The sequence below is a fragment of the Microbacterium sp. CFBP9034 genome (assembly GCF_034045255.1).
GTDB lineage: Bacteria > Actinomycetota > Actinomycetes > Actinomycetales > Microbacteriaceae > Microbacterium.
The window spans coordinates 889,375-906,033 of the sequence record NZ_JAXCWC010000001.1 but is presented as its reverse complement, the minus strand read 5'-3'; the positions used below and the strand labels follow the sequence as shown (position 1 = coordinate 906,033).

Here is a 16,659-nt window from a genome sequence, read left to right as displayed (position 1 = left end):
CGGATCAGAAGCCCTTGCCCTCGTCGATCGCGGCCTGAGCGGCCTCGGGCGAGTTGAAGGTCTCACCCTCGACGATGATGTTCTTCTCGACGTCGTCGCCGGCGAGGGCGTCGTTGACGGCCTCGACGGCGAGGTCGCCGAAGAAGGGGTTGTACTGGGCGACGAAGCTCAGCTCACCCGCGGCGAGCGCCTCGAGGGCCGGCGTGGTGCCGTCGATCGTGGCGATCTTGACGTCGGTGCCCGGCGTGAGACCGGCGGCCGTCACGGCTGCGGCCGCGCCGATGCCCATCTCGTCGTTCTGAGCGAAGACGAACTCGAGGTCGGGGTTCTCCTTCAGCACGGTCTCGATGACCGACTTACCCTCGTCAGCGGTCCAGTTGGCGGTCTGCGCGCCGATCTTGTTCCAGCCGTCCTTGCCCTCGATCGCGGCGTCGAAGCCCTCGTTGCGCTCGTTGACGACCGATAGGCCGGGAACGCCCTCGAGCACGAAGTAGTTCGCACCCTCCGGGTAGCTCTCGACAGCCCATTCGCCCACGGTGCCGGCGACGTTCACGTTGTCGGGGGCGATGCGCGTGACGTAGAGGTCGTCGCTGGCGTCGACACCGCGGTCCAGCAGGATGACGGGGATCTCGGCCTCCTGTGCCAGCTCGAGCGAGTCCTCCCAGCCCGAAGCCTCGGTCGCGGTGAGGAGGATCACGTCGACCTCGTCGTTCACGAACGTGGAGAACGCGTCGAGCTGCGACTTCTGGTCGGTCGGGCTCGCCGCGGGAGCGTACTTCAGGTCGAAGCCGGCCTCCTGCGTGAACGCGTCCTTGATCGCCTGCTCGTTGGCGTCGCGCCAGCCGCCTTCGGGGCCGACCGCGACGAAGCCGACCGTGGTCAGGTCGCCGTCGCCGTTGCCCTCGGAGCCGGTGTCGTCGTTGCCGCCGCCGGAGCATCCGGCGAGGCCGAGCGCGAGCGCGCCAGCTCCGACGAAGCCGATCAGGCCCAGCATCCGCTTCTTGATTGCCATCTCTTCTCCTCCTTGAGACTCCCCGACGCTCATGGTCGGGGAGAAGTGCCTGTGCCCCCAGGCGGGACACTCTCGGGTGTGCGTGTCTATTGTGCGCGCTAACATCCCTTGGCGCAACTAGTTTGCCGAGATTCGTTATGACGCCGTTACCGCGAACATTAACAGGTGTTCGTGAGCGGCAACATCCCCCGAGCGCGCGGGTGCTGACGGCGCCTCGCGGGTCGACGAGGAGCGCCGGGCCATCCGGTCAGGCGCGGGGCGGCGCGGTCGAGCCGCGGACGATCAGGCGAGGCTCGATGATGTCGTGCTCGGCGCCCGCCTCGCCCTCGATCGCCGCGATGATGAGCTGCAGGGCGAGCGCGCCCAGTGCGGCGAAGTCCTGGCGCACCGTCGTGAGGGGAGGCAGGAAGTGCCGGGCGTCGGGAAGATCGTCGAAGCCGACGACGCTGAGATCGTCGGGCACGCGCATGCCCTGCTCCGACAGTCCGTGAACGAGACCCAGTGCCATCTGGTCGTTCGCCGCGAAGACGGCGGTCGCGTCGGAGAAGTCGTACGTCCTGCCGTAGGCGTAGCCGTAGTCCGACGTCCAGTCCCCCACGACCGGGGGTGAGATCGGGAGACCGGCCTCGGTGAGCGCATCACGCCAGCCCTGCTCGCGCGCACGCGCGTCGTACCAGTCGAGAGGGCCGGAGAGGTGGGCGATCGAACGATGTCCGAGCTCGATGAGGTGCTGGACTGCGGCCAGGGCTCCCGCACGCTGGTCGACCGCAGCCGTGTGCATCTCGGCATCCGGTTCGGCCTTGATGACGATCGTTGGAAGTCCGGTGCTCTGCTGGCGCAGCATGTCGAGCGAGGACGCGCGCGGGGCGATGACGCACAGCGCGTCGACGCCCTGGGTGACGAGCTCGACCACCCCGGTGTCGATCTGCGATTCCTCGTCGTCCGAGATCGAGAACGCGCTGATCGCGTATCCGGCCTCGCGCGCCGCACTCTCGATGGCGCGCAGGGTGCTGTTGGGGCCCCACTGGACGGGGCTGTCGACGAGGACTCCGATGCGCATGGCGCGGCGGGTGGCCAGGGCGCGAGCGATCGAGCTGCGCGTGTAGTTCATCTCGTCGATCGCCTGGAGCACGCGCTCCCTGGTCGACTCACGGATGTTCGGGTGCCCGTTGAGGACGCGCGAGACCGTCATGTGCGAGACGCCGGCCTGCTTCGCCACGTCGTAGATGCTGGGTCGCTGCCAGCCCCGCGTCGCCTGCTCAGACATTACGGTTCACCTCGCTCTCGTTCTGACCACATAGTAGGGGGCCGGGGCACTCAGCCCGGACGCCGACCCGACGACGCGGCCGAGGACCACGCGGCGATGCCCGCCACAGCTCCGGCGGCGACGACGCCGCCCGCGACGATCCAGCCGACCGGCAACGGATTGGCGGTCGCCTCCGATCCGAGCGCGCTGCTCCCCGGCTGAACCGACTTCCCCGGTGTGCCGGAGGTCCCGGGCCCGCCTGAGCCGCTGGGCTTCCCCGGGGTGGCGGGCTTGCCCGGCTGACCGGGCTGAGCCGGGTTCCCTGCGTTCCCGGAGTTGCCAGGACTTCCCGGGTTGCCGGGATTGCCCGGGTTCCCCGGGTTCCCTGCGTTGCCGGGATTGCCGTGGGTGCCGGGATGCCCCGGATGCCCGGGGTGGCCCGGGTGGCAGGGACGCCCGGGGTTTCCCGGATGCCCGGGATTGCCGGGGTTCGCGGGGTTTCCCCGTCCGGGCTTCGTCGGAGGCTTGCCCGGAGGCCACGGACACTCGAGCGGTGCGATCACGACGCTGACCGTCACTCCGTCGGTGTCCGGCTCGGGCTCCTGCGCCCAGGCGATCGCTCCCGGCCCGAGCAGGGCGGCGATGAGAAGGACTGCTGCAGCGAACAGTGCCGGGGATCGGCGCGGCGTCACGTGACGTCCGCCGGCGCTTCCGACTCGCGTCGACCGGCCTCCCGGGCGTCGGCGAGGAGCGCCTCGAGCCGGCGGCGCGAACGGACCCTTCCCCACACGATGGCGCCGACGAGCAGCGCGATCCCGAGGAGGATGATCAGCTGCGGCCACGGCATCGCCCACGTCATCACCTCGGCGCGCACAGGATCGAGCGGCGTCGAGTCGTCGGTCATGGTGAGGGCCGTCGCATCGAGGGTGACCGCGGTGGGAACGACGAAGAGCGGCCAGACGTCGTCGACCACGACGGTGAAGGTCCGGGTGTCGCCCGGCAGGAGCTCCTGCTGGTTCTCCCCCTCCGCGGGGAAGGTCGCGGTGCGGCCGCCGGCTTCGACGGTGCCTTCGGCGAGCAGGCGCGTATTGCCTTCGTTCACGACATCGAAGGTCACGGTCACTTCGCCGGGACGAAGGGGGTTCCACGAGGTGGTGTAGTTCGAGACGACAGCCGTGAGGGCCGCCGCGTGGGTGATCTCACCCTTCACGCGGGTGAGCACCCGGAATCCGACGCGACTCTCGACGCCGACGCTGGTCCCGTCATCGGAGGACTGCACCGAGAGGACGGATGCCGTGATCCCTGCCGCGTGGTCACCGGGTTCTGCGACGTCGGGCACGGTGAGGGTGAAGGGAACGACGACCGTCTCGCCGCCCGGGACGGTGACCGTCTCCGGAAGGTCGATCCACGTTCCGGCGGCGATGGACTCCTCGTCGGCGGGCAGGATGTCGAATCGACCGGTGCGGGTGTAGAAGCCGTCCGCGGCGGTGAGGCTGAAGGTGACCTCGTCCTCACCGACGTTGCGCACGGCGAAGTGCTCCTCGATGGACTCACCGGGGTCGAGCTCATGCTCCACCGCGCGGCGGCCGTCAGGACCGGACGCATCGGCGGGCGTGACCGACCACCGGACTTCGGGAGCATCGACCTCGTCGGCGGCGGCCGCCGGGCCGATGGGCGTCACGACAGCGGCCAGAGCGACGAAGAGCGCGGCCGCGCCGACGGCGAGCGAGCGGTTCACGGCCGTCAGACGGCGGATGGGGTGGAGCACGATGGAATTCCAGACGTCAGGGTCGGGGCCGTGTTGCACGGCCCCGACCCGATTTCAGCACAGGTCGGACGTCAGATGGCGTCTTCCCACAGCGTCAGCGTGATCGTCGCCGAGTAGCTGCCCGGCGCCACGTCGACCGGCGTCTTGAGGAACAGCTCCGCATTCGCGGTCCACTCGCCGGGAGCGAGCTCGCCGGCCAGGTTGGGCGCGAAGGCGAGCAGCTCTTCGCCGACCAGACCGACGTTGTTCGCGCTGGGCGTTCCGGGCGTGCCTTCCGTAGCCTCGTCGAGCACGGTGACGACCTCATCGCCGGGCTGCACCTGCTCGCCGTCTCCGGAGAGGAGCGCCGGGACCCATCCGATGTTGCCGGCTCCGATGTCGGCCACACCAGCGGCGGTGAAAGCGGACGACTGTCCGGTGACGTACCAGTACTGGTCGGCGGGCGACTCTTCGCGGTCGTCGGTGATGGTGACCGTGGGAAGCGTCCCGTCGAACTGACGCAGTTCGGGATCGGTCGAGGGCACCTCGGCGAGTGTCGTGCTGGTCGACGCGACAGTCATCGTCAGCGCGCCCACCGGCGGCAGCGCCTCGATGTTAACGTTGACGTCGACGTCGTCGTTCTCGAGCTCGTCGGCGATCGCGGCGCCTGCGGCACCGAGAAGGAGCATGCCGCCCAGCGCACCGGCAGCGGTGCGAGCGATCAGACCTCTCTTGTTCATGCGTTCTCTCCATTCCCGGGCCGGCGCGTGCGCCGGACCGAATTCGCGAGCGACCGGACCGTCCGATCGTCGGGTCTCACTGAGCGATCAGCGGTCGCTGATGCCCCGCGCTGCAGGTGGTTCTGCACTACGCCCCCCGCCGTCACGAGGACGGCGGCCGAGCGACCGCGAACGGGTCGGCGTCGGGAGAGTTCGAGCATGTTGCACCTTTGCTTCTGGGTCCGTCTGTGGACCGTATGACTCGACGTTGATGTTACCGCGAACTGTTAGCGAGAACAAGCGTCGAAATGGTTTTCGGTGGCTGAGGAGTGATTCCGCGGCTCACCCGCACGAGAGAGCGGGGAAAGCCACCGGAACGGTCACCGTGGCCGGCGCTCCGTCCACGACCGCGGAGGCCGTGATCGAGGCTGTGCCGGCCGCGACATGGGCCACACGAGAGGTGAAGGCGGCCGACGTCGACTTGCCCGGTGCGAGCGCCGCCACCTGCTTGGAACCGAGCGGCGTGGTGACGGCGAGCGCCACCGGCACCGCCGAGCGGTTCGACGCCTGCACGGTCAGCACGACCTTGCCCGCGACGCATCTCATCGCAGCCACTCCCGTCACCTCGAGCGACGGCGTCGCCGGAGCGCGCACGATCTCGAGGCGGTACGTCGCGGTCGTCGTGTGGTCCTGCGCGGTCGCCTTGAGGGTGAGCACCGTCGGCGCCGTCCCCGCGGCGAGCGGGACCGTTCGGGGCAGAGTGTCGTCGATCAGCACGTCGCCGAGGTACACCAGTCCGCTCGGCACAGCCGGGTCGGCGTCGAACGTCGCGGTCGTGGCATCCTGATCCACCGTCACCGTGTACGAGTACACCCCGTCCGTGAGCGTCGGCGCCACGCGGCCGTCCTCGAACGAGAGCGCGGTGAGATCGGCATCCGTCCCGTACGTCGTTCCCGAGGTGGTGTAGACCCCGAAGACGCCGCCGACGTAACTGGTGCCGTTGCCCTGGAAGCGCACGGTGACGACGGGGATCTTCTCGCCGGCCTCGTCGAGGACGTACTCGCCGTTCTGATTGCGCTTGTAGCTGTCCTTGGCCGGGATCCCGGCCAGGACGGCGGCGGGGATCTCGTCGTACTGGACGTAGAAGCTCGTCGATCCGTTGGCGTTCGTCACGCGCTCGTGCTTGAGCAGCACGTCGTTGATGTACACGTCGAACGTGCGGCCGTTGTCGCCGCCGAAGTAGCGCACTCCGAGGTGGTTCTTCGGCAGCGTCGGATCGACGATCATGTCGTACTGGAAGTACGCGTCGGTCGCGATCTGGCCGTCACGGTACCCCTCGCCGAGCCACACGCCGACCCCGGACTTGTTGTACTTGTAGTTCTTGTCGGCCTCGCTGTTGTTGTTGTCGAACGAGGTGAGCGAGTCGATCGTCGTCTCCTCGACACGCTGCTGCTGCTTCCCCTTGAGGATCAGCGCCTGAGCCTGCGGTGAGTCCGGCTCGATGAGGTCCATGTAGATGGCGTAGCGCGCGTTGTAGAGGCTGTACCAGGGCTCGAAGGTGAGCGCCTCGGATGCGGCATCCGCGTTCTGCATCTTGAACCGCATGGTCGAGATGCCGTTGAGGTTCTCGCCGTCCTCGATGCGGACGAGGTTCTCGGCGATGCCGTCCTTGAAAGCCTCGGCGTCGTCCACGACGACGTCGTTGCTCACGGTCTTGTCGGCCGTGCTCATGCGCACCAGCACACCGGCGACGTAGGTGGCGCCGACGTTGGTGCGGTTGAGCTCCGTCGCCAGCAGCACCGGGCCGTAGGTGAAGGCGACCCAGTTCGGGTTCTCGGTGGAGTCGTCGACGCGCACCTCCGCGGGGAGGAGGTAGGTGAGCTCATCGCCGGCTTCGATCTCGAGCGCGATGTAGCCGTCCTGCGTGAGCGCCGCGACGTCCTGCGCCGCACCGTTGACCGTCAGGGTCGGCGTCGCCGCCGCCCAGCTCGGGATGCGCAGCCGCAGCGTCGTGCCCTCGACGAGCTCGCCGCCGTCGATCGCCTCCACCGAGTACGTCACGGTGTCGTCCGCCGGCACATCGGCGGTCTGCGTGAGCCGCAGATTGTGCGCGTCGTCGGTGTAGACCGACGAGCGGAACATGTTCACGTAGACCGACGATCCCTTGCGGAAGTAGATCGAGTCGCCGAGCTTGGTGAAGCTCTCGGTCGCGGTGCCGTGGTCGCACCAGAACTCGTCCACCGGATTGCCGAACACCTTCGCGTACCCGGCCTGCATCGGCTGGAAGTACGTCATCATGCCCGTCTCCGGGTTCTGCTGGGCGAGGATCGCGTTGATGTAGGTGTGCTCGTAGAAGTCCGGGTACTTCACGTCGGGCTGCACCTGGAACAGCGCCTTGGTGAGCTTGAGCATGTTGTACTCGTTGCAGATCTCGGACGTCGAGTTCTCGCCGTAGCCCGAGGTCGTGCCGTTGGTCGCGTGCTGGTGGAGCGTGTCCGCACCGTGGAAGTGCTCGGACTGGCTGTTGCCGCCGTTGGCGTAGGTGTGGTCATCGACGACCATCTGCCAGAAGTTCTCGGCGGCCGTCCGGTACATGCCGAGGTTGCTCTTCTCCGCGGCCGTCAGGGTCTCGTAGAGATGAGGGTTGTCGGTGAACACGGTGTAGCGCTTGAGGGCTCCGACGAGCTTGGGGATCGTCGTGTTGGCGTGCTTGCCGTTGAGCACGTCCTGGCCGGCGGCGAGCTGCTGGAAGAGCGTCGTCTCGTCGAAGTACTCGGCCGCGCGCTTGTGCACGGGGTTCTCCGTGATGCTGAACAGCTCGTACAGCGCCTCGTTCATCCCGCCGTACTCGGTGTTGAGGATGCCCGCGGGGTTCGACTGGCGTCCGGCCCAGTCCCGCACCCACGTGCCGAAGCCGCTGGCGACGGTGAGGGCCTTGTCGGCCACAGCCTCGGGTGCCTGCTGGTGGGCGTCGAGCAGGCCGGCGAGCACCTTGTGCAGGTTGTAGAAGGGCACGAGCAGGCCGCCGCCGCCGCTGGGCAGCACGCTGGTCGCGAAGGGGGCGACGTAGCCGGCGTTCGTGGGATCCTTCAGCGCGTACGCCTTCTGCGCCCGGTCGAGCCCGTCGACGGCTGTCGTGAGCTTGGCGAGCAGCTGCGCCTTGATGGCAGGGTCGGTCGAGGTCGCGTAGGCCTGGGACAGCGCCGACATGTAGTGGCCGAAGAAGTGCCCCTGGAACCTCGTCCCCGAGGTGCGCTCCCAGCCGCCGTACGGCTGCGCGGTGACGGGGAGCCCGGCCTGCGTGTAGAACGCGTTCAGGAAGCGCTCGGGGTCGAGGCTGAGGAGATAGGCGACCATCTTCTCGTTGCCGTTGACGAGGTACGGGTCCTCGAGCAGCACCTCGCTCAGCTCGGTCTCCTCGACGTAGATCGAGGTGGTGGCGCCGTCCTGGGGCACCTCCACGCTGAAGGTCCGCGTCACGGGCGCGCTCCCGGCATAGGTCGCCGTCGCGGTGAGGGTCACGGTGGCCGGGCCGGACGCGGGGCGCGTGACGGATGCCGCTCCCCCGTCGATCGAGATCACGTCGGTGTCGGACGACGCCCACGTGATGGCAGTGCCGTTGACGGTGTCGGTGGGCAGGCCGAAGTCGGCGGCCGCGGTGGCGGGGATGGCGAGTGCATCGAGCGCCGACTGCGCCACGGCCGCGGGATCGAACGCCGGGTCGCCCTGCTGCGTGAGCGCGACGACGTCCTGCATCGTCGCGACGCCGTTGTAGAGCGTGTAGTCGTCGAGCAGCCCGTTGGCGTGCGCGCCGTTGTACTGCGGGCCGTTGTAGCCGAGGGTCTTGACGGAGGTGCTCTCGCCGGCGATGAGGCCGGTCGCCGTGCCCGTCGCCGCGTACTTCACGGTGGAGACCTGACGCACTCCGTTGCGGTAGAACGTCACGGCCTTGGTGGCCTTGTCGTAGGTGACCACGATGTGCGTCCACTTGCCGACGGGGAAGAAGCCGGCCCGTGGCGTGTCGACCGCGACCTTGTACGGCTGCCCGGAGGCGGGTCCGATCGAGAGCGCGAGGGGAGATCCGTCGCCCTCTGAGGTCAGGTACCAGCCCTGGGTGTTGTAGGCGACCTTGCTCCACGCGAACACCTGTTCGCCGGTCATCGTCGCATTCGGCTTGAACCAGAACGACGCGGTGAGGTCGGCCGGCTGCAGGTAGGCGGCCGTGCCGAGCCGGATGGCGTTCGTGCCGTTGAGGTTGAACGCCTCGCCGCGGACGCCCGCGCCATAGGCCGCAGTCCCCTTCTGCATGGTGACGGCGGCGGCGTTCGGGCCGGCGTCGGTGAGGGCGCCGTCGAAACGCAGGTCGAGCACCTTGGCCGACTCGATCGAGAGCGGGGCCGCGGAGGCCGCTGTGGGTGCGACGACGGTGAGACCGCCGATCGTGAGGAGGGTCGCTGTCGCGAGAGCGACCACTCTGCGGATGCTGTTGCTGCGCTTCTTCGCCACGGTCCAGGGCCCCTTCGTCCTGTGATGCCGACCCGCGCTGTTACCGCTATCAGGTCAGTCTGCCTCCATTGTTAGCGCGAACGATTCGCCTTTGTCAAGGATTCGGGGAACCTTCGCCGATCGCTTGTCGACCGCACACGTGAGCGCTAACATTCAGCGCAATGCCCGCGATTCCGCGGGCCTCACCCCCGTCCCACCCGCACAGCAAAGGAGCTGGAGTGATTCCCATGCCTCGATCGACCTCCGCGATAACGGAGGACGCCCGTCCACGCCGTCGCACCAGGGCGCTTCTCGCCTCAGTCCTCGGAGCGGCGCTCATGATCACCGTCTTCACCCCGGCCGTCGCGGCTCCGGCCGCGGAACCGGGCGCTGTGCCGACATCGGGCCTCGTCGTCGACTACCGGTTCGATCAGACCACGGGGACCAGCATCCCGAACCGCGTCGCCGGCGGAGCCGCAGCCACGGTGATCAACGGCACGAACAGCCATTGGACGGGCTCGTCGCTCGTCTTCGCGGGCGGCGCCAAGACCAGCGCCTCCGCGAACTGGGTGCGCCTGCCCGACAACATGCTCAGCGGCAAGACGTCGGCCACGGTCACGATCGAGACCAAGCTCGACCCCACGATGAAGAGCAACTGGAACTTCCTCTGGAACATCGGCAGCGACTCGACGACCCAGTACTACTTCGCCTCGGTTCGCGACAACGCCCGCACCGCCATCACGGCGTCGGGCGGCGGTGGCGAGGTCAACGCCCGCTCCGGCACCGCGCTCGACGCGAACCGCTGGTACAGCCTGACGTCGGTGATCGACGGCGCCGCCGGGCGGATCTCCTTCTACGTCGACGGCGAGCAGGTCGCCTCCGCGGCGACGACGCTGACGCCGGCATCCATCACGAACCAGACCCTCAACGCGATCGGCCGCGCCCCCTACCCCGACCCGATGTACAAGGGCGAGGTGTCGTCATTCCGCGTGTACGACCGCGCGCTCACGGCGACCGAGGTCGAGGGCGTGTCTGTGGCGGATGCCGCGCTCCACGCCGCCTCCCACGTGCAAGCCGCGCAGACCGTGGTCGACGGCGTCGCGGCGCTCACTCTCGACGAGCCGGTGACGACGCTTCCGGGTTACGGTGGCCGCGTCTCGTGGACGTCGTCGGACCCGGCCATCCAGATCGGCGACGACGGCCTCACGGCGACCGTCGACCAGCCCGCCGCCGGCCAGGCCGCCCTGTCGACCACTCTCACCGCGACGGCGACCGTGCGGGGTGCGACCGCGACCAGGCAGGTGCCGGTCACGGTGCTGCCCGAGGTCGGGGCGGACGACGCCTTCGGGTACGCCATGGTGCACTTCATCGAGGACTCCGCGGGCTACGCCGAGAAGATCTACCTCGACGTCTCACGCGGCGACAACCCCGAGCAGTGGGACCCCCTCAACGGCGGGAAGCCGATCCTCGCGTCCGACCTCGGCACGACAGGCATCCGCGACCCGTACCTCACGTACAACCCCGAGACCGAGACGTACTACATCATCGCGACGGACCTGCGCGTGTTCGGCGGCGACCGCGGCGTCTCGGGCTGCATGGACTGGTGCCATTGGAGCTCGAAGGGCAGCACCAAGCTGAACGTCTGGGAGTCGAAGGACCTCGTCGAGTGGAGCGACCTGCGCCAGTTCGACGTCGCGCTGTCCGACGGCGCGAAGGCGGCGGAGCTCGGCATGGCCTGGGCTCCGGAGGCCACCTGGGTGGACGATTACTACCCCGACGGCAGCGGCGCCTTCGTCGTGTACTGGTCGTCGAACGTCTACCCCGACGCCTCGCACACCGGCTCGAGCTACTCGCGCGTGCTCTGGGGCGCGACGGCGGACTTCACGCAGGAATCGTACGAGTACGGCGGGGTCTTCATCGACGCCGGCGGCAACACGATCGACACGACCATCATCCAGAACGAGGGCACGACCTACCGCATCACGAAGGACAACTCGTCGGGCAAGGGCATCTACATGGAGTCCACCACGGCCGAGAAGTGGTGGAACCCGGCCACGGCGTGGACGCAGCTGCAGATGCAGATCGGCGCGATGTGGTCCGGCGGGAACGCGGGCGGCGTCGAAGGGCCGGCGGTGTTCCAGCGCCACGGCGAGGAGAAGTGGTACCTCTACGTCGACGTCATCCCCTCGACCGGGTACCGGCCGATGCAGACGACGGACCTCGACGCGGGCTGGTCGCAGCTCGTGAGCAGCAGCTTCTCCATGGCGCCCAGCACCAAGCACGGCGGGATCGTCTCGCTCACGAAGGAGGGCTACGACACGCTGCGCGAAGCGGATGCCGCAGCCCCGGTCGTCGCGGACCTCGGCAGCGTCGAGGTCGAGGACGGCGCCACCGACACCGACGTGCGCGCTGCTCTTCCGGCCACCGCCGAGATAGAGCTCGCCTACGGCCGCGGGGTGGCCTCGCAGCCGGTCGAGTGGGAGCTGTCGGATGTCGACACCGACGCTCCCGGAACCTATGAGGTCACCGGGACCGTCCGTACCATCGGCGCCAACCTGAACCAGTGGGTCGGCACCGGCGGATCGACGGCCTGGAACGCGCCCGGCAAGGATCTGTTCAGCTCGACGGCCGTGACGGTGACGGCCGATGTGGTCGTGGACGCGCCGGCGCTGCCGGTGACCCTCCACGCTGACACGCGCTGCGTCGCCGGCAAGGTCGTGCTCGCCGTCCGCGCGACGAACGAGTCCGGGATCGCCGTGAACCTGGCGCTGCAGTCCTCGTACGGCTCGAAGACGATCGCGGCGCTGCCCGCCGGCAAGAGCACGACGACCACCTTCACGACGCGACAGCTCTCGGTCCCGACGGGCACGGTCGCGGCGACCGTCACCGGCGGCGGCGACGCGGATGAGGCATCCGCCACCTACGCCGCGGCCAGCTGCGGCTAGGCCTCGAAGGCCGAGCGCCCCGTCGACCTCGGTCGGCGGGGCGCTCGGGCGTTCGGGCTCGACCCGGCTCCGGCATCCGTCTGCCCCCCGGCCTGGCCCCGCGACCGGGCCCAGCTGCCGGGCTCAGGAGATCAGCCCGGGTCAGGACCAAACCGGCCCCCTCGGTCCTGATACCGGCAGATCCCCTGAGCTGGGCAGGTCGCCGGATGCCTCGGCACAGCCGTGCACGCAGGCTCCGGCATCCGTCCGCCCCTCTCCCGGGTCCCGGCGACCCTCGCCCCGCACGGGCCGGGCTCAGGAGATCAGCCCGGGTCAGGACCAAACCGGCCCACTCGCTCCTGGTACCGGCAGATCCCCTGAGCTGGGTAGGGCGACGGATGCCTCGCACAGCCGTGCACGCAGGCTCCGGCATCCGTCCGCCCCTCGACCCCGGTCCCGGCGACCTCGTCCCCCACCGGCCGGGCTCAGGAGATCAGCCCGGTTCCCGGCGACCTCGTCCCCCACCGGCCGGGCTCAGGAGATCAGCCCGGGTCAGGACCAAACCGGCCCCCTCGGTCCTGATACCGGCAGATCGCCTGAGCTGGGCAGGGCGACGGATGCCTCGGCACTCGGCCCGGGTCAGGAGCAGACAGGCCTCATCGGTCCTGACCCAGGCAGATCACCTGACCCGGGCAGATCGCCGAACCCCACTCCCGCCCCGGACCCCAGGTCTCCGGCGGCCAGCGGGCACGCGACTGCGCGCCGCGGGGACGATTCACCCGCGGCGCGCGCCGCTTCGACCGCCCGCGGGCGGCCGGGTCGGAGTCAGCCGCAGGTCGTCGCGGGGTACGCGGCATCCGTCTCGACTGTCACGGTCTGTCCCCCGACGTTCGCCGTCGCCGTCAGGCTCAGCTCGCCGACGGGGATCGCCGCGAGCCGCGAGGTGAAGGTCGCCGAGGACGTCTTGCCCGCGGGCAGCGACGTGAACGTCTTCGACCCGTACGCACCCGTCGCCGCCACCGTCACCGGGAACGCCTCGCCGTTGGTCACCGTCAGCACCTGCACGACCTTGCCGACGACGCACCGGGCGGCGACCGCCGCGGTGATGTCGAGCTCGGGCTCGGGGGAACCCACGACCTCGACCGTGACCGTGACGGTCCGGTTGTCGGGTGCCACCTCCTCGTCGCCCTCCATGTCGAAGACCGGCAGGCCATCGGAGGCCCAGTGGACCCGGCGGACGAACATGTCGCGGCCGCTCAGACCCTCGTGGTCGGTGCGGGCGTGGAAGACGTAGAGCAGGTTGTCGTCCTCGTCGTACGACCACATGCCGTGACCGGTGCCCAGCTGCCAGGAGCCGTTGAAGATGCCCGACTTCTGGATGGGGTAATTGAGCTTCGACCAGGCGGCGGGGTCGGTCAGGTCGACGCCCTCGCCGGCCGTCGCGGTCGCGAGGCCCGTCGTGTAGCTGTCGCCGACCGTCGAGCCCGAGTAGATGAGGTTCAGCACGCCGTCGTGCGCGACGACGTTCGGCCCCTCGGCGATCGTGTTGTCCCACGCGTACTCGGGCACGAGGATGCGCACGGGCTCGGAGGTGAGGCGGGTCGGGTTGGCCGGGTCCATCTTCGCGATGAACAGGGCGCCTAGCTGCTGCCAGATGTAGTACGACTGCCCCGAGTCCTCGAGGTAGGTCATATCGAGCGAGATGCCCTGCGACGGGTTGAGCGCGCCGCCGCCGGAGCGAACCACCTTCTGCGCCTTGGTCCAGTTCGCGGCCACGGCGGGATCGAGGTCGTTGCCCTGGGCATCCTGCTTCAGCTGGATGATGCTGGCGCGGCCCGTCCACATGTCGGGCTGCCCGTTCGTGCCGTTGTAGCAGGGCATGAAGAGGATCGACAGCCGGCCGGCGATCACGTGGTACTCGGGTGCCCAGAAGCATCCCGTCATCACGCCGCCGTCGGCATCGGTGTCGCCGCGGCGCAGCAGGTCGACCTCGACGTTGCGGCCGGCGTCGAGGGCCTCGTCCGAAAGGTCCTCGATGCGGTCAGCCACGCGGATCGGCATGTGCGCCCCGCCCTGCGGGTTGATGTTGCCGCCGTAGATGTCCTCGGTGGCGATCATCAGGAACTTCTCCTGGCCGTTCCAGTCGTAGCGGAACACCGACGGGTCGGCGCGCTCGTCCGCGAACGGGGTCGCGTACTGCGGCCGCTTCACGCTGCCGGTGACCTCGTAGGTGCCGGGCACCGAGGTGTCGACCGCGTCGACGGATGCCGCATCCCACGCGATCGCGCGGGAGGCGTCGGAACCGTCGTCGTACGTGAGCTCGACGCGCTGCGGCAGGTCGGCGGCGCCGAACTCGTCGCCCTCCTCGAGGGTGACGTCGCCGAGCGCGGCCACGCCGTCGTTCGCGATGCGTCCGAAGCGCACCTGCAGGGCGTCGACGGTGCCGGCTTCCACCGGAAGCGCGTTGCCGGTGGCGTAGTTCGGGATGCCGCTGCCGGCGTCGCCCGCAGTGGCCTCGATCGTGCCGCGCTGAGCCGCCGTGCGGCCCGCACCGGTGGCGAGGTCGGTGAACGTGGTGTACATCGCCGCGCCGGCATCGGAGGTCCAGCTGACCACGTAGCGGTCGGAGGCCGTGTCGTAGACGGCGGCCGGCTGGTTGACGCCGCTCGTGACGCCGAGGTCGACCATGCCGACCTCCTGGTACGAGCGCAGGTCCGCGCTGCGGGCGAACAGCACCCGCGAGCTCTGGGTGCCGTCGGCGCCTCCGCCCCGGGCGGTGCGGGTGGCGACGATCCCGAACTCCCCGTCGGCGAGGCGGAACAGGTGCGGGTCCTTGAGACTGCGGATGATGCTGTCGCTGGTACCGCCCGCAGGGACCGCGGTCGAGGTCTTGGCGAACAAGATGCCGTAGTTCTCGTTCAGCGGGGTCCAGCCGTCGCCGTCCTCGAGTGCGAGGTGCATGCTGAGCGCGACGTCGGCGTTGTTCGCCTCGGTCACCGACGTGGGCACGCGGCTGTACGCGAGCAGCTGCGACGTGGTCGCGGCGGGAAGGATGCGCACGTCGAACGTGCGGTCGACGGTGGATCCGGTCGACTCGTCCGTGACGCGGACCGTGATCTGGGCATCCGTCGCCTCCTCGGAGTCCGCGACGATCGTGTCGCCCACCGTGACGCCCGCGCTCACGGCGGTCACCTCGACGGCCGTGCCGGCGGGAGCTTCCGGAAGCGCCGTGCCCGACTCCACGACGGACGGGATGACGAAGCGGGCGGCGAGACGGGCGGCGCGGTCCGCCGCGGACTCGGTCGAGGGGAGCACCGTGACGGTGATCGTCTTGGTGGCGGTGAAGCCGCGCACGGCGGTGGAGGCGGTGAGTTCGACCTCGACCGCCGGCTGCCCGGCAAGCGGCGCGTCGACCGTGCCGTCGGCGGCGACGACGGACGGATCGCTGGAGGTCCACGTGACCCGCCCGCTCGCGGTCGGAAGATCGATGTCGGTGGACGTCTCGCGATCCACGAGGTTCAGGCCGTCGAGGAGCGCCTGAGCCTGGGCCTGCAGCACGGCGGCGTGCGGCTGGGCGTCGGCGCCCGAGACGTCGGTCACCTCCGCGGCCGACAGCGCGCGATCGTAGACGCGGAAGGACGAGATGGCGCCCTGGAACAGCGGGTCCGGCCAGGGGGCCCGGCCGATCGTGTTCAGCGACTGGTCCACGATGTCGGCGGGAGAGAACTCCATCGGCCCGTGGGCGACGCGCGTGCCGTCGATGTAGAGGGATGCCGTGCCGGCGGCGCCGTCGACGACCGATGCGACGTTCACCCACTGGTTGGCCGTGATTCCGCACGAGCCGGCCTGCACGAGTCGCTCAGCGCCGCCGGCCTTGAGGCCGAGGAGAGGCGAGCGCCCCGACCCGCAGTTCAGCGAGGCGAAGAAGTACTCGGTCGCCGACGACTCGTTGCCGATGTTCCAGAGGAAGTGGAACCCGTTCAGCATCGCCGGCGAGGCCTGGACCTCGGCGACGACCGTGGCAGACTCCTGTCCGGTCAGCAGGTTGTCGGGCAGCTCCACCCAGTTACCGGTCGAGGTCTTGGCGCCGCCCCGCAGGGTGAGCGCGGATCCCGTCCAGTCCGAGGCCTGGAGGTTGCGCACGGTCGCGGGTCCGAACCCGGAGTCGGGCGCGCTGTTGGGCACCGCGCTGCCCGACGCCTGCGAAAAGGCGTAGGCGACGACAAGGCCCTCCTCGGGCGCATCCGCGACAGCGGGCGCCACGCCCATGCCGAGGACCATCGCCCCGGCGGCGGTGAAAACCAGAGCGCTCCTGCGAGCGCGTGAAGACAGACTCATATCCACTCTCCGTCAAGTGACTGCACATCGTCGAACAGGCTGTTATCGCTCACATTAGCGCTAACGCGACGAAGAAAACCAGGCTTGTCGCAAGGATTCCTCCGATGGCACGACAATCGCCCGACGAACACTGTTACCGATAACCTTTTCTGCGGCCATTGTCTTGACAGCGATCCGCCGACCCCTCT

General features: G+C 69.3%; 8 protein-coding genes. 1 reads left to right on the top strand and 7 read right to left on the bottom strand.

From position 1 onward, the window contains the following. Positions 1-4: 4 nt before the first annotated feature. From SOM19_RS03890 to SOM19_RS03865, 6 genes are all read right to left on the bottom strand, one after another. On the bottom strand, positions 5-1,012 hold the full coding sequence (locus SOM19_RS03890; RefSeq protein WP_320485239.1) for a substrate-binding domain-containing protein: 1,008 nt from the start codon (positions 1,010-1,012) through the stop codon (positions 5-7). Positions 1,013-1,259: 247 nt separating this feature from the next. Continuing rightward, positions 1,260-2,279 (bottom strand): LacI family DNA-binding transcriptional regulator, encoded by a 1,020-nt coding sequence (locus SOM19_RS03885; RefSeq protein WP_320485238.1) that lies wholly within the window; start codon positions 2,277-2,279, stop codon positions 1,260-1,262. Positions 2,280-2,329: 50 nt separating this feature from the next. Further along, complete coding sequence (locus SOM19_RS03880) at positions 2,330-2,950, bottom strand: hypothetical protein (RefSeq protein ID WP_320485237.1); 621 nt, start codon at positions 2,948-2,950, stop codon at positions 2,330-2,332. After that, positions 2,947-4,026, bottom strand: a complete 1,080-nt coding sequence (locus SOM19_RS03875) for a hypothetical protein (RefSeq protein WP_320485236.1) — start codon at positions 4,024-4,026, stop codon at positions 2,947-2,949. Before SOM19_RS03875 ends, SOM19_RS03880 begins: the two co-directional genes overlap by 4 nt. Positions 4,027-4,097: 71 nt before the next feature. Further along, the gene (locus tag SOM19_RS03870) at positions 4,098-4,745 is read right to left on the bottom strand and encodes a hypothetical protein (RefSeq protein ID WP_320485235.1); all 648 of its coding nucleotides are present in this window, start codon (positions 4,743-4,745) and stop codon (positions 4,098-4,100) included. A gap of 321 nt (positions 4,746-5,066) precedes the next feature. Then, on the bottom strand, positions 5,067-9,230 hold the full coding sequence (locus tag SOM19_RS03865) for a beta-L-arabinofuranosidase domain-containing protein (protein WP_320485234.1): 4,164 nt from the start codon (positions 9,228-9,230) through the stop codon (positions 5,067-5,069). Positions 9,231-9,547: 317 nt separating this feature from the next. Here SOM19_RS03865 and SOM19_RS03860 point away from each other — a divergent pair, with 317 nt between their 5' ends. Then, positions 9,548-12,154 carry a LamG-like jellyroll fold domain-containing protein gene (locus tag SOM19_RS03860; RefSeq protein ID WP_320485233.1) on the top strand — a complete coding sequence of 869 codons (2,607 nt, stop codon included), beginning with the start codon at positions 9,548-9,550 and terminating at the stop codon, positions 12,152-12,154. Between the two features lie 804 nt (positions 12,155-12,958). On the opposite strand, the gene SOM19_RS03855 is transcribed toward SOM19_RS03860, so the two are convergent. Further along, on the bottom strand, positions 12,959-16,402 hold the full coding sequence (locus SOM19_RS03855; protein ID WP_320485232.1) for a LamG-like jellyroll fold domain-containing protein: 3,444 nt from the start codon (positions 16,400-16,402) through the stop codon (positions 12,959-12,961). Positions 16,403-16,659: the final 257 nt, after the last annotated feature.